A 21474-nucleotide genomic window follows, 5' to 3' on the forward strand; every position below is an offset into this window, starting at 1 on the left:
GCGCTACAGCGCCGCCGTCTCACGCTCCAGCCACGCCAGATCCTCGCCCGCAAGCTGCGGGGCAATCAGCGCGCGCACCTTGGCGTGATAGGCATCGACCCACGCGATTTCGTCTGCGGTGAGCAGTTCTCGCGCGATCAGCTTGCGGTCCAGCGGCACGAAGGTCAGCGTTTCGAACCCGAGATAGCGGCCTTCTGCGCCTCCAATTTCGCGTTCTTCGACCAGCACCAGATTTTCGATCCGGATGCCGAATGCGCCCGATTTGTAATAGCCCGGTTCGTTCGACAGGATCATCCCGGCGAACAATTCCTGCCCGGTGCCCGCCTGCCCGCCGCCCGGCTTGGCGATCCGCTGCGGGCCTTCGTGCACGCCGAGGAAGCTGCCGACCCCGTGGCCGGTGCCGTGGCCGTAATCAACGCCCGCTTCCCACAGATATTGCCGCGCCAGCACGTCGAGCTGCCCGCCGCAGGTGCCTTGCGGAAATACTGCGCGGTCAATCTGGATGTGGCCTTTCAAGACACGGGTGAAGCGGTCGCGCATTTCGGCGGTTGGCTCGCCCAAACCATCGGGCGTGCCGACCCACACCGTGCGGGTGATGTCAGTGGTGCCGCCGCCGGACTGATCGGCATATTGCCCCCCTGAATCGACCAGATAGATCGAACCCGGCGGGATCGGGATATTGCTGTCCGCGTCGACCTTGTAATGCGGCAGCGCGGCGTGACCGGCGGCGGCAGAGATGGTGTCGAACGACAGATCGCGTAGGCCCGGATCCATCGCCCGAAACTCGGCGAGCTTGGCGGCGGCGGTGAGTTCATCCACCCCGCCCTTTGGTGCCTCCCCTTCGAGCCAGCGCAGGAAGCGCGACACCGCCGCCCCGTCGCGCGCCTGTGCATCGCGGTGGCCCTGTTGTTCGCAATCGTTCTTGATCGCTTTGGCAAGGATCGTCGGATCGCGTTTGAAGGTGAACTGCGCGCCCCCGGCTCGCAGCGCCTGCGCGATCCCGACCACCGCGAAATCGGGATCGAGGCTGACGCTTTTGCCCGCCAGTTCGCCCGTCAGCGCGCCTTCAAACGCGGCGCGTTCGCGCACCGTTACCGCGTTGCCTAGGTGGCGGGTGAGTTCGGGCGTGACTTTCTCTGGCGCGATGAACAGTTCGGCGCTGCCGTCCTTATGCGCGATCACATAGGACAGCGCGACGGGCGTATGCGCCACGTCTTGCCCGCGAATGTTGAGCAGCCACGCAATCGAATCGAGCGCCGGGATCACCACCGCATCATGGCCTTCCTTCGCCAGCCAATCGGCCACCAGAGCGCGCTTTTCCGCCGAGGATTGCCCGGCGCGCGCGTCATCATGCACCATCGCCGCCGCAGGCGAAGGCGTGGGGCGATCCGCCCACACTGCGTCAATCGGGTTGTTTGTTGCGGGCACCAGCGTGATGCCGCGCGGGTTTACCTGACGTTCCAGCGCATCGACCCAGCCCCAGGTGTGCAGCCACGGATCATAGGCGACCTTCGCGCCCCCTTCGTCTTTGGCAGCGCACACCTCGGCCAGCCATCCGGCCAGCGTGTCGGCGGGCACGCTTCTGTAATCGAACAGCTTTTCATCAACCTGCTGGCGCACCTGCACGGTGTAGCGCCCATCGACGAAGATAGCCGCATGATCGAGCGTCACCGCAGCGAACCCCGCCGATCCGCCAAACCCGGTCAGCCAGTTCAACCGCTGAGCGTAATTGCCGACATATTCGCTCATATGTTCATCGCTGATCGGGATGATGAACCCATCTACCCCGCGCCGCTTCAATTCTGCGCGCAGGGCGGTAAGGCGGGCTTCGTGAGTTTGCATCAGCATCGGTTCAATCCTCAGGCGTGGGCGCAGGCTCTTGCCGCGCGGGAATGTATCGTTAGAACCGCCAACATAGGCCCAACCGGGCTGTGTTTCCACCCAGACCTAAGACGGGGACTGCCGCCAATGACCACAAGGATCAGCAAGCGCGCGCTTGCCATCGCGCTTGCCGCCACCACCTTTGCCCCTGCTGCCGCCATCGCCGCCCCCAACGAGGAACAATCCCGCGTGACCACATCTGCCGCCGCACCTGCTACCGTTACCGAGATCAAGCCGCCCGTCGCTGAAAAGCGCGCACACACCTACACCCACCACGGGATCACCATCGAAGACCCCTATGACTGGCTGTATGACAAATCCTATCCGGTGGTGGATGATGAGGACGTGCTGGCCCACGTGAAGGCGGAAAACGCCTATTTCGAAGCGAAGATGGCAGCCCAAGCCCCGCTGACCGAGGCGCTGTTCACCGAAATGCGCGCCCGCATCAAGGAAGACGACAGCACCGTTCCGCAGAAGGATGGCGAGTTCCTCTACTGGAGCGAGTTCGAGGAAGGCGCGCAATATCGCAAGCATTGGCGCAAACCTGCGGCGGGGGGCGAGGCGCAGCTACTGCTCGATGAAAACAGTCTCGCTGAGGGCCTCGAATATTTCCGCCTTGGCGCAGCCTCGATCAGCCAGAACGGGCGGTTTCTCGCGTTTTCCACCGACACTTCGGGCGGCGAACGCTACACCGCGCGGATCAAGGATCTGCAGACCGGCGAGTTGTTGCCCGATGAACTCACCAACCTGCGCGGCGGGCTGACCTGGGTCGCGAATGACACCGCGCTGGTTTACGGCCCCTCGACCGAGGAATGGCGCACGCTCGAAGCCAGGCTGCACGTGATCGGCACCCCGGTTGAGCAGGACGTGACGCTCTACAAGGAAGAAGACCAGTCCTTCGGCGTCGGGGCGGGGCTATCGGCGCAGGAAGACTGGCTGATCATCGCCACCGGCGACAATGAAACCAGCGAAGTGCGCCTCGTCCCGGCTGCCAATCCAACGGCTGAGCCGATTCTGGTGAAGGCGCGCAACAAGGGCGTCGAATATTCGGTCGATGTCAGGGATGGCGAATTGTGGGTGTTGACCAACGACGATCACATCAACTTCCGCCTCGCCAAGGCTGATCTGAAAACGCCCGGCGATTGGCAAACGGTGATCGCGGGTTCGGACGAGTTTTATCTGACCGAATTTGACCTGTTCAAGGATTTCTTCGTCACCGAAGGGCGATTGGGCGGGCTCGATCAGATCCAGCTGCGTTCCTACGCCGATCCGGCCAACATCACCCCGATCACCTTTCCCGAGGCAAGCTATACTGCCGGTCTTTCGGACAATCCCGAATATGCGGTGAGCAAGCTGCGGCTGTCCTATCAGAGCATGGTCACGCCCAGCACCGTCTATGATTACGACGTCGCGACGGGCGGGCTGACGACATTGAAGACGCAGGAAATCCCCAGCGGTTACGATGCCAGCCTCTACACCACGCAGCGCCTCACCGTGCAGGCGCGCGATGGGACGATGGTGCCGGTCAGCATCGTGATGCGGAAAGACCGCGCGGACATCCTCAAGAAGGCCGGGATCGAAGGGCCGGGGCCGCTGCATCTTTATGCTTACGGCGCCTATGGCTACGCCATCCCGCCGGGCTTTTCGACCACGCGCCTTTCCCTTGTGGATCGCGGCTTTGCCTATGCCATCGCGCATATTCGCGGCGGCGATGATCTGGGGCGGCGCTGGTATCTGCAAGGCAAGCTGTTCGAACGCGCCAACACCTTCAACGATTTCGTCGACGCAGGCCGCGGGTTGATCGCGCAGGGCTACACCGCGGAAGGCATGGTCACGGCGAGCGGCGGTTCGGCGGGCGGCGAGTTGATGGGCGCGATCATCAACCAAGACCCCGCGCAATATGGCGCGATTGTCGCGCACGTGCCGTTTGTCGATGTGCTGAACACGATGCTGAACAAGGATCTGCCGCTGACGCCGGGCGAGTGGCAGGAATGGGGCAACCCGATCACCGACAAGGCGGCGTTCGCCTATATCCTGTCCTATTCGCCCTATGATCAGGTGGCGGCGCGCGATTACCCACCGATGCTGGTGACAGCGGGGCTGAACGATCCGCGCGTGACCTATTGGGAACCCGCCAAATGGGTCGCCAAGCTGCGCGAACTCAAGACCGACGACAATCTGCTGCTGCTGAAGACCAACATGGGCGCAGGCCACGGCGGACAATCGGGCCGTTGGAACAGCCTCAAGGAAACGGCGGAGGAGTTCGCCTTCATCCTGTGGCAGATGGGGATGGCGGGGGAGCGGTGAGTAAACCCGCCCACTTCACCCGCACCTTCGTGGCCGCACCGCAGCACATCGATGAGCTCGGCCATGTCAACAACACGGTGTGGGTGCAGTGGATTCAGGATCTCGCCACCGCGCACTGGGAAGCGGCGGCGCGGCCCGAAGACAAGGCGGCGTTCTTCTGGGTCGTGGTGCGGCACGAAATCGATTATCGCGGCAATATCGCCGAGGGCGCGAGCGTTACCGGCACGACGTGGATCGAAGGCCCGGCCCAGGGCGCGAAATCGCTGCGGCGCGTTGAGTTCACCGATGCGGGCGGCAAACGCCTCGTCAGCGCGGCGACCAGCTGGGCGATGATCGACCGGGCGAGCGGGCGGCTGGCACGGGTGCGGCCCGAGGTTCTCGCGCCGTTTCAGGCCGATTAGGCAGCCTTGTCCGCGGCCCTGCGTTTCCGGCGGTTCTTGGGAGCGGTGTTGAATACGGTCAGGCGCGCATAGGCAAGGCGGTTGCGGCCAGCCGCCTTGGCTTCATACATCAGCGCATCGGCACGGGCGTAGAAATCGCTGAACGCCATCTTGTGGCGGTCGCCATCGGCCAGCACGATCACGCCCATGCTGGCCGTCACCGGCAGGCTAAGCCCTGACACTTCCGTGGCAATGCGCTGCGGGATCGCCTGACGCAAAGCCTCGGCGCGTTCCAATGTGCGTTCACCGCGCAGCAGCACCACAAATTCCTCGCCGCCCAATCGCACCGCGATCGAGTTCCGGTCGCCTTCAGCGCGCAGCGCGCCCGCACAGGCCACCAGCGAGGCATCACCGATCTGGTGGCCATGCAGATCATTAATCGACTTGAACCGGTCAAGATCAACCAGCGCAAAGGTATGGAAACCCTGCGCCAACAGCTGATCAAAGCGCGCTTCGATGGCGCGGCGGTTCATCAACCCGGTGAGCGAATCGCGGGTCGAAAGCTGTTCCAGCATCCGCGCCTCGGTCAGCGCAGCGTCACGTTCGCGCCGCAGCGCCAGGAAACGGTCGGCGATGGCGAGGCTGATCACCACCACTTCGATCCCCACCGCGATGTAAAGCATCTGATCAAGGCTTGGCGGGCCGACATACCAGCCCAGCCCACGCAGCAGACGTTCGGCCGTTGCGATGATCACCGGCGTCCACGCCATTGCGATAAAGCGCGCCGAACGGCTGCCGCGCAGCAAGGCTTCGGCCACGGCGGCGCTGATAATCACCAGCACCGGCAGGAAGGCGATCAGATAGGCCTGATCGTCAAACGGCTGGGTCGCATCGAACTGAAAGGCAAAGAACCCCGGGACGATGATGGTGAAATAGCCCACCATGATCGTGATCCGGCGCATCAGCCGCGATTGCGCGCCGCGTTCAAGGAAGGTGGCAAGAAAGATCGCCGACAACCCTATCCCGATGGCCGAGGAAAGCGCGGTGATGATCGCCATCGCCGCCACCGGCACCGTGACAAACGCGGTTATCAGCCCGCCTGCAAAGGTCACATAGACCATCATCGCGGCAACCATCATCGCGTGCAGAACCACAAATTTTTCGCGCAGCACGATGAAGAAATTGACGTCGAACAGCAGCGGCAGAACCAGCATCCCGACCACGAAAGCCAGCAGCAGCATATTGGTTTGCGACCATTCGGCCCGTGACTGATCATGGGTGATCCGCGCTTCGGTTAGCAGCGGCACCGAATGCGGGCCTTCGATCCGCACCATCAGCAGGCTTGTTTGCGGGGTAATTTCGGGCAGCGGCAGCTGGAACACAGGGCCTTCAGGAAAGGGTTGGCCATCGGCCTCGGCAAAGCGCGCTGTCCGCATCGTGCCATCAGTATCGAGCGCGTGGAAGGTGATCGCGTCGAACCGCGCAATCCGGCTGAAAAACTGGCGCGGCGGCAACGCACCTTGCCAGCTATCCGCCTCAAACCGCAGCCAGACTGCGGGCGAACCTGCGCGCCAGCCGTTATCCGAACAGGTCCACGAAGCACGCGGCACCATCGCTTCGGCGGTCTCGTCAAGCGATGTCGCGGCATGGCAGGCAGGCGCGAAGCTGGGCAACGTCCGATCCTCCGCCGACGCCGGTCGGGCGACGAACATCGCCAGCAGCACAGCTGCGATACACAGTCGGATCAGAAGGCGCAGTCTTGCCATGCCGCGGTGCCTATCATCCAAGCTCTTACGATGCTGTTAAGTCGCCCCGCCATTTCGGAGCAAATTTCGCCGCAAGTCATGCGGTTGCGCCATATCAATGGGCTGGCTTGATCGCCCCGGTTTTCGTCATATAGCTGTCATGTTTCAGGCCTACCGCGCCAGTATAGGAACGATCAGGATCAATCATGACACAGCACCGCATCACATCATTTGCCAAGTTCGGCACTGCCATCGCGCTGGCAAGCCTTGCGCTTTCCGCCTGCGATTCGGGCGGTGGCAGCGCGCGCAATTCGGTTCATGCGGTTGGATCGTCGACGGTCTATCCCTTCGCCAAGGTGGTGGCGGAGAATTTCGCCCGGTCGAACCCCGGATCGCCGCTGATAGAATCGACCGGCACCGGCAATGGGATCAAGCTGTTCTGTTCCGGCCTTGGCCCCAACACCCCCGACATGGCCCATGCCTCGCGCCGGATAAAGGCTTCCGAATTCGAAGCCTGCGTTGCCAATAACGTGACAGAGGTCATCGAATTGCAGGTAGGGCTCGACGGGATCGCCTTTGCTTCGGCCAAGGGCGGGATCATGCTCAACCTGTCGCCCAAAACAGTTTACGAAGCGCTTGCGGCCAAGCCCTATGGCAAGCCGCAGACCACCAAAACCTGGAAGGATGTCGACCCGTCGCTGCCGGCCGACCCGATCATCGTGTATGGCCCGCCCAGCACATCGGGCACGCGCGATGCGTTGAAGGAACTGGTGCTCGAAGTTGGTTGCGCCACCAACCCGGAAATGAAGGCGCTCAAGGACAGCGACGAAGACAGCTACAAGCAAATCTGCACCGAAGTGCGCAGCGATGGCGGCTATGTCGATCAGGGGGAACAGGATAATCTGATCGTCCAGAAGATCATCGGCAATCCGCGCACGGTCGGCATTTTCGGGTTCTCCTATCTCGAAGAAAACAGCGACCGGGTGCAGGGGCTGCCGATGAACGGGGTCGATCCGACCTATGATAACATCTCCAGCTTTGCCTATCCGGGCGCGCGCCCGCTGTATATCTACGTCAAGAAAGCGCATATGCGCGCGATCCCCGGCCTTGAAAACTTCATGCAGGAATGGGTCAAGAGCTGGGGCAAGGATGGCCCGTTGGCGAAGATCGGGATGGTGGCGATGCCGCCCGAAGCGATGCAGGTGAATGCCGCCAAGGTCAGCGAGCAGCCAATCCTGACCAAGGAAGAACTCGCCGCCAAATAACCCGCAGTTGCGGCGCGTGTGCGGACCGGGTAATCTGCCGTGATGAGCGCGCGCAAGATTGCCCTGTGGCACACCGCCGGCCTGATCGACGCGGAGACGCGCGACCGGTTGCTCGCCTATGAAACCGCCCATTCCCGCCCGCTGGCATTATGGGCGGTGTTCGGGATCGGCGCGCTCGCCATCGCCTTGGGGCTGGTGTCGGTGGTGGCCGCCAATTGGGAGGACATCCCCGGCCAAGTGCGGCTTGGCGTCCACCTTGCGCTGATTATCGCCGGATTGGCGGCGCTGTTCTGGCGTGAAGCGCGGCTGGCGGCAGCATCGCCGTGGGCGGTGGAGGCGCTGTTGTTTGTCACCGCCGCGCTGGGCCTCACCTTTTTCGGACATCTGGGGCAGGTTTACCAGACATCCTCGCCGCTGTGGAAACCGCTGGCGGTGTGGCTGGCACTGTTCGCGCCGTTATTGCTGATGATGGGCCGCAGCTGGCCAGCCGCGCTGGCGGTACTGGGCGGCAGCGTGTGGTGCGCGTGGGAATATGCCACCGCCAGCACAGATTATGGTGTGATGCGCGATCCGGGCACGGGGCGGCTGTTGTGGCTGGCATTTGTCACCGCACTGCCGGTGGGATTTGCGCCCTTGGCGGCGTGGCTTCGCGCCCGCGGCGCCCGGCCTGATTTCTGGCGGCGGCTGGAGCAGCTGGCATTGGCCTATGCCGTGGCCGGAGCGTCGTTTGCGACTTTCATCGCCAGCATCGGAGAGTTCGGTGATACCCGGATGTTGAGGGATCTGGCGAGCATGGTGATGGGCGGCGCGGTTGCGGTGCTGGCGGGGCTTGGCGTGGTGCTGGCGCGGCCGGGCATCTCGGGCCAGATGGCGGGCGCGATCATTGCCGGCGCGGGGCTGGCGCTGCCGCTGGCTTACGGCGCGAATGATCTGACCGTTCCCGCCGCCGCGCTGTTCATGGCGCTGTGGGTCGGGATCGCGGCTGCGGCACTGACGGCGCATTGGCGCGGCGTGTTTCAGCTGGCGGTGGCGGTCATCGCGCTGCGTCTCATCATCCTCAGCTTTGAATTGGCGAGCGACCTGTTGCTCAGCGGTGCCGGGCTGATCATGGCGGGCCTGTTGATCCTCGGCATCGCATGGGCCGCAGTGCGGGTGTCGCGCAACTTCGCGCCGAAGAATGAAGGGGTGGGCGCATGAACCGCCTGACGCGCTTGGCCGCTGTCGTGCTTCCGCTGATCGGGCTTGCGGGCGTGTGGGGCATGGGCGACCATACCTACCGTCAGGGCACCGAATGGGAGGTGCCGATCCAGGGCTATGACCCGCGCGATTATCTGCGCGGGCACTATGTCGAGTTCAGCTATGATTGGCCGGGGCTGGGTGGATGGCGCGATGCCGGGCCCGAAATGCTGTGCCTTGCAGGTGCGGCGCCTGACCTTGTCAGCGTGACAGTGGCCGAGACGGCGGCTGAACGTGCCGCCTGCGATCATCCGCTGCGCGCCGATCTTTCGGGGGTCTATAGCTGGGATGCGCTGATGCGCGGACGCCTGTATGTCGGGCAAGACCGCGCGCTGGCGCTGGAGGAGGAACTGCGCAACCGTGACCAACGCGGGATCGTCACCATCCGCCAGCGCGAGGATGGCAGCTTCACGCCCATCGCCATCCGCTTCCGTCCGCTGACCCCCGCCGAACAGGCTGAACGCGATGCGCAGGATCAGCCGCCCACCATGCCGCCTGCGATTATGGTTGGATCTAGCGGAAATTCTCGCCCGTAGCGGCGATCCGCACCTTTAGCCCCGCCTGACAGATGTTCTGGATTTCGATCCCGGGATGGGCGTTGACCTCGATCACCAGCGGGCCGTCATTGACGTCAAGCACGATGTCCGCGCCGCAATAGCCCAGCCCCACGGCGGGGCCGCACCTTGAGGCGAGCTCCAGCACCCGCTCCCAGCCCGGAATCTCGAACCCGATCAGATTGACGCCGGTATCGGGGTGATGCGTGATCGGCGTGCCTTTCACCACCGCGCGGGTAATTTTGCCGGTGACCATGTCGATCCCCGCCCCAATCGCGCGCTGGTGGAGGTTGGCCTTGCCATCGGATTCAAGCGTCGGCAGCCGCACCATCGCCATCAGCGGGGTGTAATGCAGGCTGATGACGCGCAGATCGGGCAGGCCTTCGGGCACGATGCTGGCCAGCGCCGGGTCAGCGATGATCAGCGGTTCGATCAGCGCGGCATCCTCCGCTGCGGAATCGCCCGAAAAGCCGCCATCAACCACCTTCTGGATGTGATGCATCACCGCTTCTTCGGTCAGCGGCGCGCCCGATCCCTTGAACCAGGTATTGCCTTCGCGGCGCACCGCCAGGAGAATGCCGTCACCCTGCGATCCGCGTGCGGGCTTGATCGCCCAGGCATTGGGCATGTCGCGGCTCGGCTTGAATTCTACCAGTTTCTGGTGGGTGTCGATCACCGCGACCGTGCCGGTACAGGCGATCCCGGCGGCCTCCAGCGCCACCTTGGCTGCCACCTTGTCACGCGCCCGCTCAATCGCGCTGCGCGGATTATATTTCTGGATCAGCGCGTTGCGCATATTGATCCCGAGAATTTCGTCGATACGGGCAAGCTGCGGGGGGCGCAGTTTGCTGAGCGCGTCATAATTCACCGTCTTTTTGCGTAACAGCCCGAACATATCAAACATCCTCTGCCGTCCGGATGATCCAGGCGTTGTGGATCAGCGGCCGCCCGGATGCGTCAAGACGAGGCGCAAACTGCGCCTCCTTGTTGGGTTTGATCGGTTGCGGAACCCGCCTTCGCCGCCCGGGGGTGAGATCCGCTGGCGAATCGATCACCCAAACGCCGTGGAGCGGAGGTGCGCGTTCCAGCGCTTCCTCCCGGCTGATCGGTTCAAGATCAAGTTCGAGCTGGTCCGGGTTGGCCTTTTGCCGCGCCTGCCGCCGCCGTTCGAGCCAGATCGGCGCAAACCGCCCGATTTCCGAAAGCCGCAGGCCGCGATAGCGGCCAAGCACCGCAATCGCGACACCTGTGAATGCCGGCATCAGCAGCGGAGACCATTCGATCAGCGCCATCGCAAAATCCGATACCATCACGAATTGGATGACCACCGCCAGAATGAAGGTGTTGAACGCCATCTTCGCCGCTGGTTTCGGCCCGTCCTTGTCCCATTGTTTGAACCAGCGTTCGACAACCAGCGCACACACGATCACCGGGAAGGCATCGACCTGCAGCTGGGTATCGAGGATCATCAGCAAGGCCACCAGCACCAGCACGATCAGCGAAATCAGCACGCCCAGAAACCCGACGCGTGTCATCCGCAATTTGAGCAAGGTGGGGGTGACAATCATGCCCGCCAGCACCGACGATCCCAGCACCACCGGCCCCATCACCGGGCCGATTTGCAGGAACGCCAACGCGATCAGCATCGGGGTGAACAGCCCGAACGCCTTCAATCCGATAAAGCTGCGCGCCAGCACCACCAGAAATGCGCCCAGCGGCAACACCATCAGCAGGTTCGATGGCTTCAGCCCCCAGATCGCCTGCGACGTCGCCACCCCTTCGAACGAGGATGGCAGGGCAAAGAAGGTTGAAGTATTGGCAAGGCCAAGCGCCACCAGCGCCGCGATGATCGCGCCGACAGCTATGCCTATGTAGAAAGGGCGCCTGACCTGCGGGGTCGCGCGCTTCCATATCTGGCTGAGTCTGGAGATCAGCTCAGAATGCATATCCAACCGATAATGACAGCCGATAACCCTCGCGTTCGCGGGCAGGTTCGTTGCTGCCGGCAAAGATGTATTTAGCCTCAGCCTCGATGCGCCACTTGCCCGGCCACCACAGCAGTTCGACTTCGGGGGCGACAAGTTTGTCGCGGCGCGGTTCACCATTATCGGTGAGGCGGTTGTCGAACCGGGTGCGGATCACTTCGATGGCCGGGCGCACGCGCAGATCGGGGGTGATCGGGCGAGTGTAGGCAACCCCGGCGGATTCGCGTTCAAAGCCGCGCCGCAGATCATCGGATTTGATCGATTCCGCGCGCAGATCAAACGCCAGATAGTGGTAACGCCCGAACCGGCGGCGATATTCCGCATCAACGCGCGGGCCTTCACCGGTGGTTTCGGCCAGCGCGCCATTTTCATATTCCCGCTCGCGCCAGGTGCCTTGCAGCCTGACGCGGTGCTTGCGATCGGATTCCCACGTCAGCCGGGCAGAACCCTGCCATTCATCGGTGTCGTTGCTTTCCACCGAAACCATGTCATCGAAATGGCGGGCCTGAAGCTGGAGTTCCCAGTCCTTTTCGATATCGGTTTGGACGGTCGCGGTGAACCGGTCGCGGGCAATGTTGCGCCGCGCTTCGCCAAGCCGGAATACCTCGATCCGGTCGGCTTCAAGCCGCAGCCGCACCCCGCGCTTTTCCAGCGCCACCCCAACCTGCCCGCGCACACTGATCGCCTCGCCATCGACGACCAGATCACTATCGCGGGTGGTGGTTTCGGCGCTGACCGTCTGCACTTCGATCCGCGCATCGGGTTCAAGCCGCCAGCCCCCATCTTTCGCCGAAGCAGGGTCGGCAACCAGCACAGCAAACAATGCGGCCATCAGACCGCCGAGCGCGCGCATGGATTGAATCATTGATTTAGCCCCCGTTGACTTACGTGGGGCTACGGCAAGGGTGTTTAGGAATTCCTAACCACGGTCATAAACCATAGTTGGGATCGCTTCCTTGAACGCAAAAGGGGCGGAAGGCCGCTATCGGCCCTCCGCCCCTCATGCCCAAGGTTGTGGCTTGGGCCATGACTTTGGGTCGGGTATTCCGATCAGAAGCGGGCGGACACTTCCACCCCGTAAAACTGCGGTTCTGCCGGGATGAAGGTGGGAATGCCAAACGCGCCGCCGGTATTGCCCGCGTCGAGCAGGTATTTCTTGTCGAATGCATTGCGGATGAAACCGGCAATTTCATAACGATCATCGCCAAAGCTGACGCCGGCCCGCGCATTCACCAGCGTTACCGCCTTTTGTGAGATCAGCGGATTGTTCGGCACTTCGAAGAAGATGCGGCTGCGATGCGTGACGCTGGGCGTGGCGAAGAAGCGCATACCGTTGCCCATGTCATAATCGACGCTGAAACCGCCCGATGCCTGAAATTCGGGCTGCAGGCGGAACCGCGCGCCCGAAAACGCGGGCGAGAACGCGCCGTCCTTGTCGATGCCGCCGTCGATATAGCCGAAATTGCCGAACAGTTGCAGCCAGTCAGTAGCCTCGACCAACAATTCCCCCTCTACCCCAAGGTTCGAGGCGCTGCCCGCGCTTCGCGTCACGAAGGTTCCGGTCGGGTTGCCGCCCGCATCAACTTCCGCCACGCTGACCTGAAAGCCTTTGTATTCCTGATAATAGACGCCCAGTGATCCCGAAACGGGGCCGCTGGCCAGCTTGATCCCGCCTTCGTAGTTCCACACCGTTTCTTGCGGAACGTCAGTCCGGTTGGGGACGACATTGGCCCCGTCGCGCCGCGCACCGAGCTGCACCACTGGCGAACGGCGGCCCTTGGAAATGGTGGCGAACACGTTGACGTCATCGTTGATGCGGTAAAGCGCGTTGAAGCGCGGCAGCCACGCCGTAAAGCTGTCCTTGGCGGTGAAGGTCTGGCCGCCTGTATCGATCTGGCCGGGGATCAGCGGGGCACCGCTCAGTACGCTGTTTGGGACATTGGCAAAGAAGCCCGATTCGCGATCTTCATCAAGGAAGCGCAGGCCCGCGGTCAGCTCCAACGCATCGGTGGCGATCCAGGTGGCGTCGGCGAACACCGAATAGGCTTCGTTGCGGCCCTGATTTTCGAACACCGAAGCGTAGGGGATCGCCTGAAAAGCGCCTGACGTCAAAAGGCCCGTGACTGCCGTTGACGGGACAGAACCGTCTGCCGCGACACAGGGGATGCCGGGGATCAGCGGCGCACCGAACAGGCCCGACAGGCATTGCAGGAACAGCCCTTCCTCGGTCGCGAAGGGCACGTTTTGCGCGCCATCCTCGATGAAGATGTTCCACCCCGCGCTCGCGCGCAGAGCGCTGCCCTGATAGGTAAAGCGGCCTTCGTGGCTGACCTGCCAACCGTCGGCGATCTCGGTGAATTCAAGGAACGGGGCAGCCGTGCCATCGGCGTCGAACACTTCGCGGCTGTCGAATTCGCGGTAGCCGTTGACGGTGGTGAAGGTCCAGTCGTCGGCGAACTGGTATTCGGCGGTAAGGTTGAGGTCGTACACTTCGCGGTTCAGGCCCAACTGATCGTCACCCAACACTGCCGCGCCCGCCGGATTGCCGCCAAGATTGGCGTCCTCGAACGCATTGGCCGGGCCACCCGGTGCGCCTGCGAAGGCCGGGAAGGTGCCCGAAACGAACGGGGTGCCGCCATTGCGCTGCTGGTCATAGGTGGCGATCAGATCGAGCGTGAAATCGGCGGTGGGTGCGTAGCGGATCGATCCGCGCACGCCGAACTGATCCTGCGCATAGAGTTCTTCTTCCTGCGCCGGGTTGAGGTTTTCGATAAAGCCATCGCGGGTGCGCCATTCAAACGCGATGCGCGCGGCCAGCACGTCCGACCCGGCGTTCAGGTGTCCGCCGAGCAATGTCTGGTCGAAATTGCCATAGCCGCCGCGGATCTCGCCTGAAAACCCTTCGCGCGGGCGGGCCGAGACAAGGCTGATCGCGCCCACGGCGGATGCGGTGCCGAACAAGGTTGCCTGCGGGCCTTTGATCACCTCGACGCGTTCGAGATCGTAGATCGCCTGATACGACCCGCGCGAGCGCGAGATGTCGACGCCGTTGTAATAAAGCGTGACGCGCGGGCCTTGCTGCGAGGAGCCGCTGTCCGAAGTGATGCCGCGAATGACAATGCCAGGGTTATTGGCGCTCTGTTCCTGAATCAGCAGGCCGGGGACGTAATTGGAAAGCTCATCCAGATCGGTAACGCCCAGCTGCCTGATCCGTTCGCCGCTGGTGGCGGTGATGGTGATCGGCACGTCCTGAACGCGCTGTTCGACCTTTTGGGCCGTCACAACAATCTGGTTGCCGTATGTCTTTTCATCAGCCGCCGGGCCTTCGGCATCTTGCGCAAACGAGGTCTGAGAGGTGGTGGCAAGCGCGCCAGTCAACGAGGCGGTAAGCGCGATCAACGAGACGCGCGAAAGCGGGGTGCGGAGCATCTAAGCAGGCCCTTCTTGGTGGAGAGAGGCCTTGCCCGTGGCAGGTGTTGGTGACGCGGCGGCGACGGTGTGATGAAGTGCGCGTTACAGCGGATTTACAGTTCCAAGACGTTGCATTCCTGCATCGCCCTACCGATCGACCTTACAGCGGATTGCCATCCCGATCGCGGTAAATCTCGCGACGGCCAACATGGTTGGCGGGGCCGACAAGACCGTCTTCCTCCATCCGCTCGATCCACTTGGCCGCAGTGTTGTAGCCAACCCCCATCTGGCGTTGGAGCCACGAACCCGATGCCTTCTGGTTTTCGATGACGATCTGGCAGGCCTGACGATATTTGCGTTCTTCGGGGTTGTCGGAAGCGGTGAATTCATCCTCGAACCCGAACCCGCCGTCTTCGGGTTCTTCGGTCACGGCGTCGACATATTCGGGCGCGCCCTGACCGCGCCAGAAATCGGCGACGGCTTCCACTTCCTCATCCGAAACGAACGGGCCGTGGACGCGCACCATCGCGCCGGTGTTGGGTTTGTAGAGCATATCGCCCTTGCCCAGCAGCTGTTCCGCACCCTGCTCGCCCAGAATCGTGCGGCTGTCGATCCGGCTGGTGACTTTGAAGCTGATGCGGGTCGGCAGGTTGGCCTTGATCACCCCGGTGATGACATCGACCGAGGGGCGCTGGGTCGCCATGATCAGGTGGATACCCGCCGCGCGTGACTTCTGGCTGAGGCGCTGGATCAGCACTTCGATTTCCTTGCCGATCGTCACCATCAGGTCGGCGAGTTCGTCAACGATCAGCACGATCTGCGGGAGCGGCTGGTAATCGAGCTGTTCTTCCTCGAACATCTGTTCGCCGGTTTCAGGATCGAACCCGGTCTGCACCCGGCGGCCGAGCGGCTTGCCCTTGGCGATCGCGGCGCTGACTTTTTCATTGAAGGAATGGATATTGCGGCTGCTGACCGCGCTCATCATCCGGTAACGCCGCTCCATCTCCTCGACCGCCCATTTCAGCGCGCGCACCGATTTGTGCGGCTCTGTCACCACGGGGGAGAGCAGGTGCGGGATATCGTCATAGGTCTTGAGTTCGAGCACCTTGGGATCGATCAGGATCAGGCGCAATTCGGACGGCGTGAAGCGATACAGCAGGCTCAGCAGGATCACGTTCAGCCCGACCGACTTGCCCGATCCGGTTGTCCCCGCGACCAGCAAGTGCGGCATCGCGGCGAGATCGGCGATAATCGGTTCGCCCGCGATGTCCTTGCCCAGAATGATCGGCAGGCTGCCCTTGGCCTCGGCAAAATCGGCGCAGGCGGCGAGTTCTTTCAGCATCACCATCTGGCGATCCTGATTGGGTAGTTCGATGCCCATGACGGTGCGCCCGGGGATCGGCGCAACGCGCGCGGAAATCGCGCTCATGTTGCGGGCAATGTCTTCGGCAAGGCCAATTACCCGGCTGGCCTTGATCCCCGGCGCGGGTTCCAATTCGTACATCGTCACCACCGGGCCGGTGCGCACGGCGGTAATTTCACCCTTCACGTTGAAATCATCGAGCACATTTTCGAGCAGCCGGGCGTTGCGTTCCAGCGCCATCTTGTCGAGCTTTGGCGCTTTATCCGCGGGCGGTTCGGCCAGCAAATCGAGGCTGGGCAGGTTGTAGGCGGCGAACATATCGGCCTGCGCGGTCTTGGGGGCCAGCGCGCGTTTTGGCGGGGCGGAGGGATCGCTGATTTCGGGCGCGCGGCGCGGGCGGTCATCGGCCGGCGGCGTTGCACCTTTGGCAACGCGGCGCGGGCGGACGGCGGGGGCATCATCGTCATCCCCGGTGAACGCCAACGCGGCGGCGCGCTTGCGACCGGGCAGCGGCAGACGGCGCAGCATCCCGCCCAGCGATCCGCCGCCAAGGAAATCGGGCAGGCTCAGTAACATCCGCCAATCGATCGCGAAGATCCGGGTCAGCAATGCCACCCCGACCGCGAGGCAGACAAACGCCGCGCCAAAAATCACCCAGCCCTGCGCCTCAGCGCCGAACCGCGCCGCCACCGCCTGAATCGCGCCAGCGCCAAGCAACCCGGCCAGCCCCCCCGCCTGCGCGGGCAAGGTGCCGCCCGGCGACTGAAAAGCGAGCGCCAGCACGGCGGCGATCAACGTCATCGCGATCAGCAACAGGCCCGTGGGCAGCCACCACGGCGTGGTTTCGGGCGCATCGCCATTCTCCACATCGCGCCACAGCTTGCGCGCCGAGATATACAGCAGCGGCAACAGCAGCACGCCGGGCAGGCCGAAAATCAGCAAGACCCGGTCGGCCACCCATGCGCCGGGCGCGCCCATCCAGTTGGCGACCTGCGCCGGATCAGCGGCGGTCGACGGGCTGGGGTCGGTCTGGGTGTAGCTGATGAGCGCCAGCGCAAGGAACACCGCTGCCGCCAGCAGCAGCCCCGCGCCTGTCATCTGCGCAAGGCGCCGCAACGACCGGCGCAGACCTGCGCGCCATTCGGCATCGGTCTTGCGACCGGTTTTGCTGGGTAGGGCCGCGCGGCTGGCCATGTGTTTGTCTCCTGCGTGGAACACATCATGAATCCTACGCGAGTCCGGGTCAAGCGATGTGCGACGGACCGTGCTCTCAACTCAACCCATCAATAGCCGCCCAGCGCCGCCAATCGAGTTCGCGGGCACGCTCTGCCGTCATGCCGCCAAGCGCGATCACCGGCATTTCGGCCTGCACGGCGAGTTCGCGAAACTTTTCGGGGCCAAGGCATTCGTCGCCGGGATGCGAGCGGGTCGGGAAGACGGGCGACAGGAACAGGCCGTCGGCCCCGGCGCGGTTGGCAAGCAGGATCTCGCGTGCGTTATGCGCGGCGGCAAGGCGCAGCAGGCCAGGGAGCTTGTCGAGCTTTTCCGGCGGGCCGTAGATTCCATCCGCGCCCCATTCCTGCGCCAGTTCGGCCGGACCGGACAGGATCACCAGATGATCGACCGTGCGCGCGGCTGCGGCAAGTGCATCGAACCGCTGGTGGCGGGCCTTGTCGTCAAGATGGTAGTGCCTGAACACGAAGGCATTGCCGCGCGGCAGGTGTGCGAGCGCGTGCTCCAGCACCGCGTCATTGCGTTCATCGCTCAGCAGCCACAGGGCGGGCAGGGGATTGGCGCGCGTCATCGACCCGCTATAGAGCGGCACCATGAATAATGCAGCCTCCCGCCTCGAAACCGTCCGCGCCAATATCGCCAAGGTGTGCAAGCCCGCGCGGCGCACACCTGCGGATGTCACGCTGATCGCGGTCAGCAAGACCCACGGCCCCGAAGCGATTGTCCCGCTGATCGCAGCGGGTCAGCGCGTGTTCGGCGAAAACCGGGTGCAGGAAGCAGCTGCCAAGTGGCCTGCCCTGCGCGCGGAATATCCCGATATCGAACTGCACCTGATCGGCCAGTTGCAATCGAACAAGGCCGAAGAAGCGGTCGCGCTGTTCGATTATATCCATGCGCTCGACCGGCCGAGCCTGCTCGCCGCGCTGGCCAGGGCGATGGACAAGGCGGCGCGACGCGTGCCGTGTTTCGTGCAGGTCAATATCGGGGATGAACCGCAGAAGGGCGGCTGCCCGATCAGCGAACTGCCCGCGTTCATTGCCGCCGTGCGCGCCGCCGATGTGCCGCTTGCCGGGCTGATGTGCATCCCGCCCGCCGACACCGAAGCCGCGCCGTTTTTTGCGTTGCTGGCGAAGCTGGCGGCGGATCATGGGCTCACCGGCCTCAGCATGGGGATGAGCGGCGATTATGAAACCGCAGTGATGCTGGGTGCAAGCCATGTGCGGGTGGGCACCGCGCTGTTCGGCGCGCGGGGGTAATCCGCCTCAAGCAGCGCAGCGGTAGGCGACAAAAAAGGGCGCCCCGTTGCCGGAGCGCCCCTTGTTGCGGGTGATTACAAACCGCTTAGAACTTGCCGCGCACGGTCACACCGTAAGTCCGCGGCTCGGCCAGGAATGCCGAGAAGGTTTGCTGCGGTGCGACGAACGGCGTGTTGAAGGCAACCTGCGTGTAATCCTTGTTGAACAGGTTTTGCGCCCAGCCTTCGATCGAGAACCGGCCTGCGATATTGGTCAGGCCGATGCGTCCGTTGACGATGATGAAGCCGTCCTGCTCCTTGCCGAACAACAGATCGGAGCCGGTGTTGAAATCATCGACCATGCGCGCGTTGAAGAACACCAGCCCGCGCAATCCGTCGCTCGTCAATTCCGGGGTCCACGAAACGGATGCAGTGGCGGTAACTTCCGGAGCATTCGAAAGATTATCACCCGGCAACAGACGCAAGGCGGGGTCAAGCGGGGCACCGGTATCATCGCCGATCAGGTCATTTTCATAACTGGTATCGGAATAGGTCAGGCCCAGGGTGAAGCCCAGATCGTCCGTCGGATTCACCGTTGCTTCGATTTCGAAACCTTCGGCAACCACGCCGGGTTTGATCTGGTCAAGCGCACACGCGCCAGTCGCTGCGCTCGCGTCCCGATCAGCACCGCCCAGGTTGGTTCCGCAAGAATTGACATTCTGAACCAGAAACACCGATCCGTTGAAGGTGTTCAATTGGAAATTACTGAATTCCTGACGGAAGGCTGCAAAACTAATGCCGAATTCACGAGTGGAGTATTTCGCCCCGATTTCATAGGAATCGACTTTTTCTTCGCCAAATTGCAGATTGCCGACATTCAAATTGGACACATCAAGGAAGACGGGGTTCGCCAGCGCAGACCGATCAAGGTTGAACCCGCCCGCCTTATACCCGCGCGAGTATGACCCGTAGGTCATCAGATCGGGTGTCGGTTTCCAACTGAGCACTGCAGTGCCGGTAAATTCATCTTCGTCACGCGAATCGGAGATATTGACCCCGTCGAGTTCGGAAGTGGAATTGCCCTGGCACGACAGAGCAATCAGGCCGCCGGCGAGGCCAGCCAGTGCAGGCACGCCCAAAAAGCCGTTCATCAGCGCCCGGTTCGCCGGGCAGATGGTGTTGTCGTTACTGAAGGCGCCGCGCAAATCCTTGCTTTCGTCGGTGTAACGAAGGCCCACAGTCAAATCGACAGTATCGGTAAGGTGGACGATATTGTGGGTGAAAATCGCAAAATTTTCACTCGTCTGGTTAAATACATCACCAGTACCGCCAGCATCGCTGATGCTGCCAAGGTTGTTGATCGCCGCGACGAAAGCCGGTGTCGCAGCGCCAAATGCGCCCGCTCCGTTATTCGCACCAGTCAGCGCGGCCATGTTCGGGCCAAAGCAATTTTGCGCGGACGGGTTTACCAGTGCCGGGTTGATGGCGATAGCAATGCGGCAGGCTACAAACGTGCCATACTGAGTGCCAAACCGCAGGTTATCGCGCGTTTCCAGCTTTTCGTGCGAATAAAATCCGCCCACGAGCCAGTCGATCCTGTCGTCAAACAGGGTGCCGTTGAACCGCAATTCCTGGGTGAAGGTCTTGAACTGACGCGCGCCTGCATCTTTGCCGGGCGCCCGAAACAGAATGTCAACCGTCGTATAGTCAGTGTCTGACGCCTGGTTGTTTTCAAATTCGCGATAGCCGGTGATGGACGTCAACTTGATCGGGCCCAAATCCCAGTTGATTTCACCGGAAACGCCGTAATCTTCGGTCTTGCCTTCGTAGGAACGCCCGGCGGTGGGGAAAATATCGCGGTTGAAAGTGTCTTGTGTCAGGCCGCGCGGATCCTGACCCAGCGCCAGCAAAACTGGTACGATCGGGTTGCTCGTGCTGGTCAGGGCAGCGCCGCTGGTGGGACGAGTAAATGGATCAAATCCCGGGCTGATGGTTGCCAGCGGAGCAAAATCAGGCTGGACGAAAGTGGCCGCGCAGCACGCCTCGGTCTTCCTGGAATAGTCGCCAACCAAACGGAGGCTGAAATCGCTGGTGGGTTCGAACAGCACCTGCGTGCGAACCAGATAGCGATCCCGGTTGTTGATATCGGTATTGTTGGTGAGATCCTTGAAAAATCCATCACGTTCAAAAAACACGCCATCAATGCGCGCGGCCACAGTATCGCTGAGCGGCGCATTGACCCCGCCTTCGAGGCGGATGGAATCAAAGTTCCCGTAACTTGCTGCGCCATAGCCACTGAAATCGAATTCTGGCGGCGCGGTATAGATATTGATCATACCCGCCGTTGAGTTGCGCCCGCTGAGCGTGCCCTGCGGGCCGCGCAGGATTTCAATCCGGTCAATCGGGCCAAGCTCGCTCATCGCGTTGCCCGAACGTGACCGGTAAACGCCGTCGACAAACACCGTGACCGAACTTTCAAGGCCGGGGTTGTCGCCCACAGTGCCGATACCGCGAATACGCGCCGATCCATTGGCTTCGTTGCCGGTGGACGACACCAGCAGCGATGGTGCCACCTGGGTCAATTCGCGAATGTCAGTAACGCCCGATTTTTCAAGCATATCAGCCGAAATGGCCGAAATCGCCACGGGGACGTCAGCCAGCGATTGTGAGCGCCCTTGCGCGGTCACGACGATGACGTTGCCTGAATAAGCATCGCTATCTTCTGCGTCGGCATCCTGCGCCAACGCCGATTGTGGCGCCAGAACCATGCCGGCCCCCAGCATCGCAATTGCGCGAAGTGACGTGATACTTTTCATAAATTACCCCTCCCTTGAGAATTTTGTTCTTTGCGTATCGAAATGCAACCGAGACATCCGCAAC

15 protein-coding genes are annotated in these 21474 nt (G+C 62.5%); 6 read left to right on the forward strand and 9 right to left on the reverse strand.

Annotated elements, in window-relative coordinates; all coding sequences use genetic code 11:
* Positions 1–3 precede the first annotated feature (3 nt).
* Complete coding sequence (locus ABIE62_RS08390; protein WP_354325312.1) at positions 4–1848, reverse strand: aminopeptidase P family protein; 1845 nt, start codon at positions 1846–1848, stop codon at positions 4–6.
* 120 nt (positions 1849–1968) lie between these two features.
* Here ABIE62_RS08390 and ABIE62_RS08395 point away from each other — a divergent pair, with 120 nt between their 5' ends.
* Both ABIE62_RS08395 and ABIE62_RS08400 read left to right on the forward strand, forming a co-directional pair.
* Complete coding sequence (locus ABIE62_RS08395; RefSeq protein WP_354325154.1) at positions 1969–4188, forward strand: S9 family peptidase; 2220 nt, start codon at positions 1969–1971, stop codon at positions 4186–4188.
* On the forward strand, positions 4185–4589 hold the full coding sequence (locus ABIE62_RS08400) for an acyl-CoA thioesterase (protein WP_354325155.1): 405 nt from the start codon (positions 4185–4187) through the stop codon (positions 4587–4589). The genes ABIE62_RS08395 and ABIE62_RS08400 overlap by 4 nt, the downstream gene beginning before the upstream one ends.
* Here the strand turns inward: ABIE62_RS08400 and ABIE62_RS08405 are convergent.
* Complete coding sequence (locus ABIE62_RS08405; RefSeq protein WP_354325157.1) at positions 4586–6334, reverse strand: sensor domain-containing diguanylate cyclase; 1749 nt, start codon at positions 6332–6334, stop codon at positions 4586–4588. The genes ABIE62_RS08400 and ABIE62_RS08405 overlap by 4 nt on opposite strands.
* Positions 6335–6519: 185 nt before the next feature.
* Here ABIE62_RS08405 and ABIE62_RS08410 point away from each other — a divergent pair, with 185 nt between their 5' ends.
* The 3 genes from ABIE62_RS08410 to ABIE62_RS08420 are packed head-to-tail and all read left to right on the forward strand — an operon-like array spanning position 6520 to position 9350.
* Positions 6520–7578, forward strand: a complete 1059-nt coding sequence (locus tag ABIE62_RS08410) for a substrate-binding domain-containing protein (RefSeq protein WP_354325159.1) — start codon at positions 6520–6522, stop codon at positions 7576–7578.
* A gap of 42 nt (positions 7579–7620) precedes the next feature.
* The gene (locus ABIE62_RS08415; protein WP_354325160.1) at positions 7621–8775 is read left to right on the forward strand and encodes a DUF2157 domain-containing protein; all 1155 of its coding nucleotides are present in this window, start codon (positions 7621–7623) and stop codon (positions 8773–8775) included.
* Positions 8772–9350 carry a GDYXXLXY domain-containing protein gene (locus ABIE62_RS08420; protein ID WP_354325161.1) on the forward strand — a complete coding sequence of 193 codons (579 nt, stop codon included), beginning with the start codon at positions 8772–8774 and terminating at the stop codon, positions 9348–9350. The genes ABIE62_RS08415 and ABIE62_RS08420 overlap by 4 nt, the downstream gene beginning before the upstream one ends.
* Here ABIE62_RS08420 and ABIE62_RS08425 read toward each other — a convergent pair.
* The 6 genes from ABIE62_RS08425 to ABIE62_RS08450 all read right to left on the reverse strand — a co-directional run bounded on the left by ABIE62_RS08425 (position 9328) and on the right by ABIE62_RS08450 (position 17955).
* Positions 9328–10272: a sugar-transfer associated ATP-grasp domain-containing protein gene (locus tag ABIE62_RS08425; RefSeq protein ID WP_354325162.1), complete on the reverse strand. Its 945-nt coding sequence runs from the start codon at positions 10270–10272 to the stop codon at positions 9328–9330. The genes ABIE62_RS08420 and ABIE62_RS08425 overlap by 23 nt on opposite strands.
* The gene (locus ABIE62_RS08430; RefSeq protein ID WP_354325314.1) at positions 10265–11314 is read right to left on the reverse strand and encodes a 7TM domain-containing protein; all 1050 of its coding nucleotides are present in this window, start codon (positions 11312–11314) and stop codon (positions 10265–10267) included. The genes ABIE62_RS08425 and ABIE62_RS08430 overlap by 8 nt, the downstream gene beginning before the upstream one ends.
* The gene (locus tag ABIE62_RS08435) at positions 11304–12218 is read right to left on the reverse strand and encodes a hypothetical protein (RefSeq protein WP_354325163.1); all 915 of its coding nucleotides are present in this window, start codon (positions 12216–12218) and stop codon (positions 11304–11306) included. Before ABIE62_RS08435 ends, ABIE62_RS08430 begins: the two co-directional genes overlap by 11 nt.
* A gap of 185 nt (positions 12219–12403) precedes the next feature.
* A complete protein-coding gene (locus ABIE62_RS08440; RefSeq protein ID WP_354325164.1) occupies positions 12404–14782 on the reverse strand; it encodes a TonB-dependent receptor in 2379 nt (792 codons plus the stop codon).
* Between the two features lie 142 nt (positions 14783–14924).
* Positions 14925–17321 (reverse strand): FtsK/SpoIIIE family DNA translocase, encoded by a 2397-nt coding sequence (locus ABIE62_RS08445; RefSeq protein WP_354325165.1) that lies wholly within the window; start codon positions 17319–17321, stop codon positions 14925–14927.
* A gap of 76 nt (positions 17322–17397) precedes the next feature.
* Positions 17398–17955 carry a thiamine phosphate synthase gene (locus ABIE62_RS08450; RefSeq protein ID WP_354325166.1) on the reverse strand — a complete coding sequence of 186 codons (558 nt, stop codon included), beginning with the start codon at positions 17953–17955 and terminating at the stop codon, positions 17398–17400.
* Here ABIE62_RS08450 and ABIE62_RS08455 point away from each other — a divergent pair.
* Positions 17954–18616, forward strand: coding sequence for a YggS family pyridoxal phosphate-dependent enzyme (locus ABIE62_RS08455; RefSeq protein WP_354325167.1), 663 nt, complete (start codon positions 17954–17956; stop codon positions 18614–18616). The genes ABIE62_RS08450 and ABIE62_RS08455 overlap by 2 nt on opposite strands.
* Before the next feature lie 85 nt (positions 18617–18701).
* Here the strand turns inward: ABIE62_RS08455 and ABIE62_RS08460 are convergent, their stop codons facing one another.
* A complete protein-coding gene (locus ABIE62_RS08460) occupies positions 18702–21410 on the reverse strand; it encodes a TonB-dependent receptor (protein ID WP_354325168.1) in 2709 nt (902 codons plus the stop codon).
* Positions 21411–21474: the final 64 nt, after the last annotated feature.

Origin of the sequence: Porphyrobacter sp. MBR-155 (assembly GCF_040547625.1) — a bacterium.
Lineage (GTDB): Bacteria > Pseudomonadota > Alphaproteobacteria > Sphingomonadales > Sphingomonadaceae > Erythrobacter.

What these genes read in the sequence shown, in the direction of transcription:
- ABIE62_RS08390 (WP_354325312.1), bottom strand. Translation starts at nt 1,848, where the DNA reads ATGCTGATGCAAACTCACGAAGCCCGCCTTACCGCCCTGCGCGCAGAA.
- ABIE62_RS08395 (WP_354325154.1), top strand. Translation starts at nt 1,969, where the DNA reads ATGACCACAAGGATCAGCAAGCGCGCGCTTGCCATCGCGCTTGCCGCC.
- ABIE62_RS08405 (WP_354325157.1), bottom strand. Translation starts at nt 6,334, where the DNA reads ATGGCAAGACTGCGCCTTCTGATCCGACTGTGTATCGCAGCTGTGCTG.
- ABIE62_RS08410 (WP_354325159.1), top strand. Translation starts at nt 6,520, where the DNA reads ATGACACAGCACCGCATCACATCATTTGCCAAGTTCGGCACTGCCATC.
- ABIE62_RS08415 (WP_354325160.1), top strand. Translation starts at nt 7,621, where the DNA reads ATGAGCGCGCGCAAGATTGCCCTGTGGCACACCGCCGGCCTGATCGAC.
- ABIE62_RS08420 (WP_354325161.1), top strand. Translation starts at nt 8,772, where the DNA reads ATGAACCGCCTGACGCGCTTGGCCGCTGTCGTGCTTCCGCTGATCGGG.
- ABIE62_RS08425 (WP_354325162.1), bottom strand. Translation starts at nt 10,272, where the DNA reads ATGTTTGATATGTTCGGGCTGTTACGCAAAAAGACGGTGAATTATGAC.
- ABIE62_RS08430 (WP_354325314.1), bottom strand. Translation starts at nt 11,314, where the DNA reads ATGCATTCTGAGCTGATCTCCAGACTCAGCCAGATATGGAAGCGCGCG.
- ABIE62_RS08435 (WP_354325163.1), bottom strand. Translation starts at nt 12,218, where the DNA reads ATGATTCAATCCATGCGCGCGCTCGGCGGTCTGATGGCCGCATTGTTT.
- ABIE62_RS08440 (WP_354325164.1), bottom strand. Translation starts at nt 14,782, where the DNA reads ATGCTCCGCACCCCGCTTTCGCGCGTCTCGTTGATCGCGCTTACCGCC.
- ABIE62_RS08445 (WP_354325165.1), bottom strand. Translation starts at nt 17,321, where the DNA reads ATGGCCAGCCGCGCGGCCCTACCCAGCAAAACCGGTCGCAAGACCGAT.
- ABIE62_RS08455 (WP_354325167.1), top strand. Translation starts at nt 17,954, where the DNA reads ATGAATAATGCAGCCTCCCGCCTCGAAACCGTCCGCGCCAATATCGCC.
- ABIE62_RS08450 (WP_354325166.1), bottom strand. Translation starts at nt 17,955, where the DNA reads ATGGTGCCGCTCTATAGCGGGTCGATGACGCGCGCCAATCCCCTGCCC.
- ABIE62_RS08460 (WP_354325168.1), bottom strand. Translation starts at nt 21,410, where the DNA reads ATGAAAAGTATCACGTCACTTCGCGCAATTGCGATGCTGGGGGCCGGC.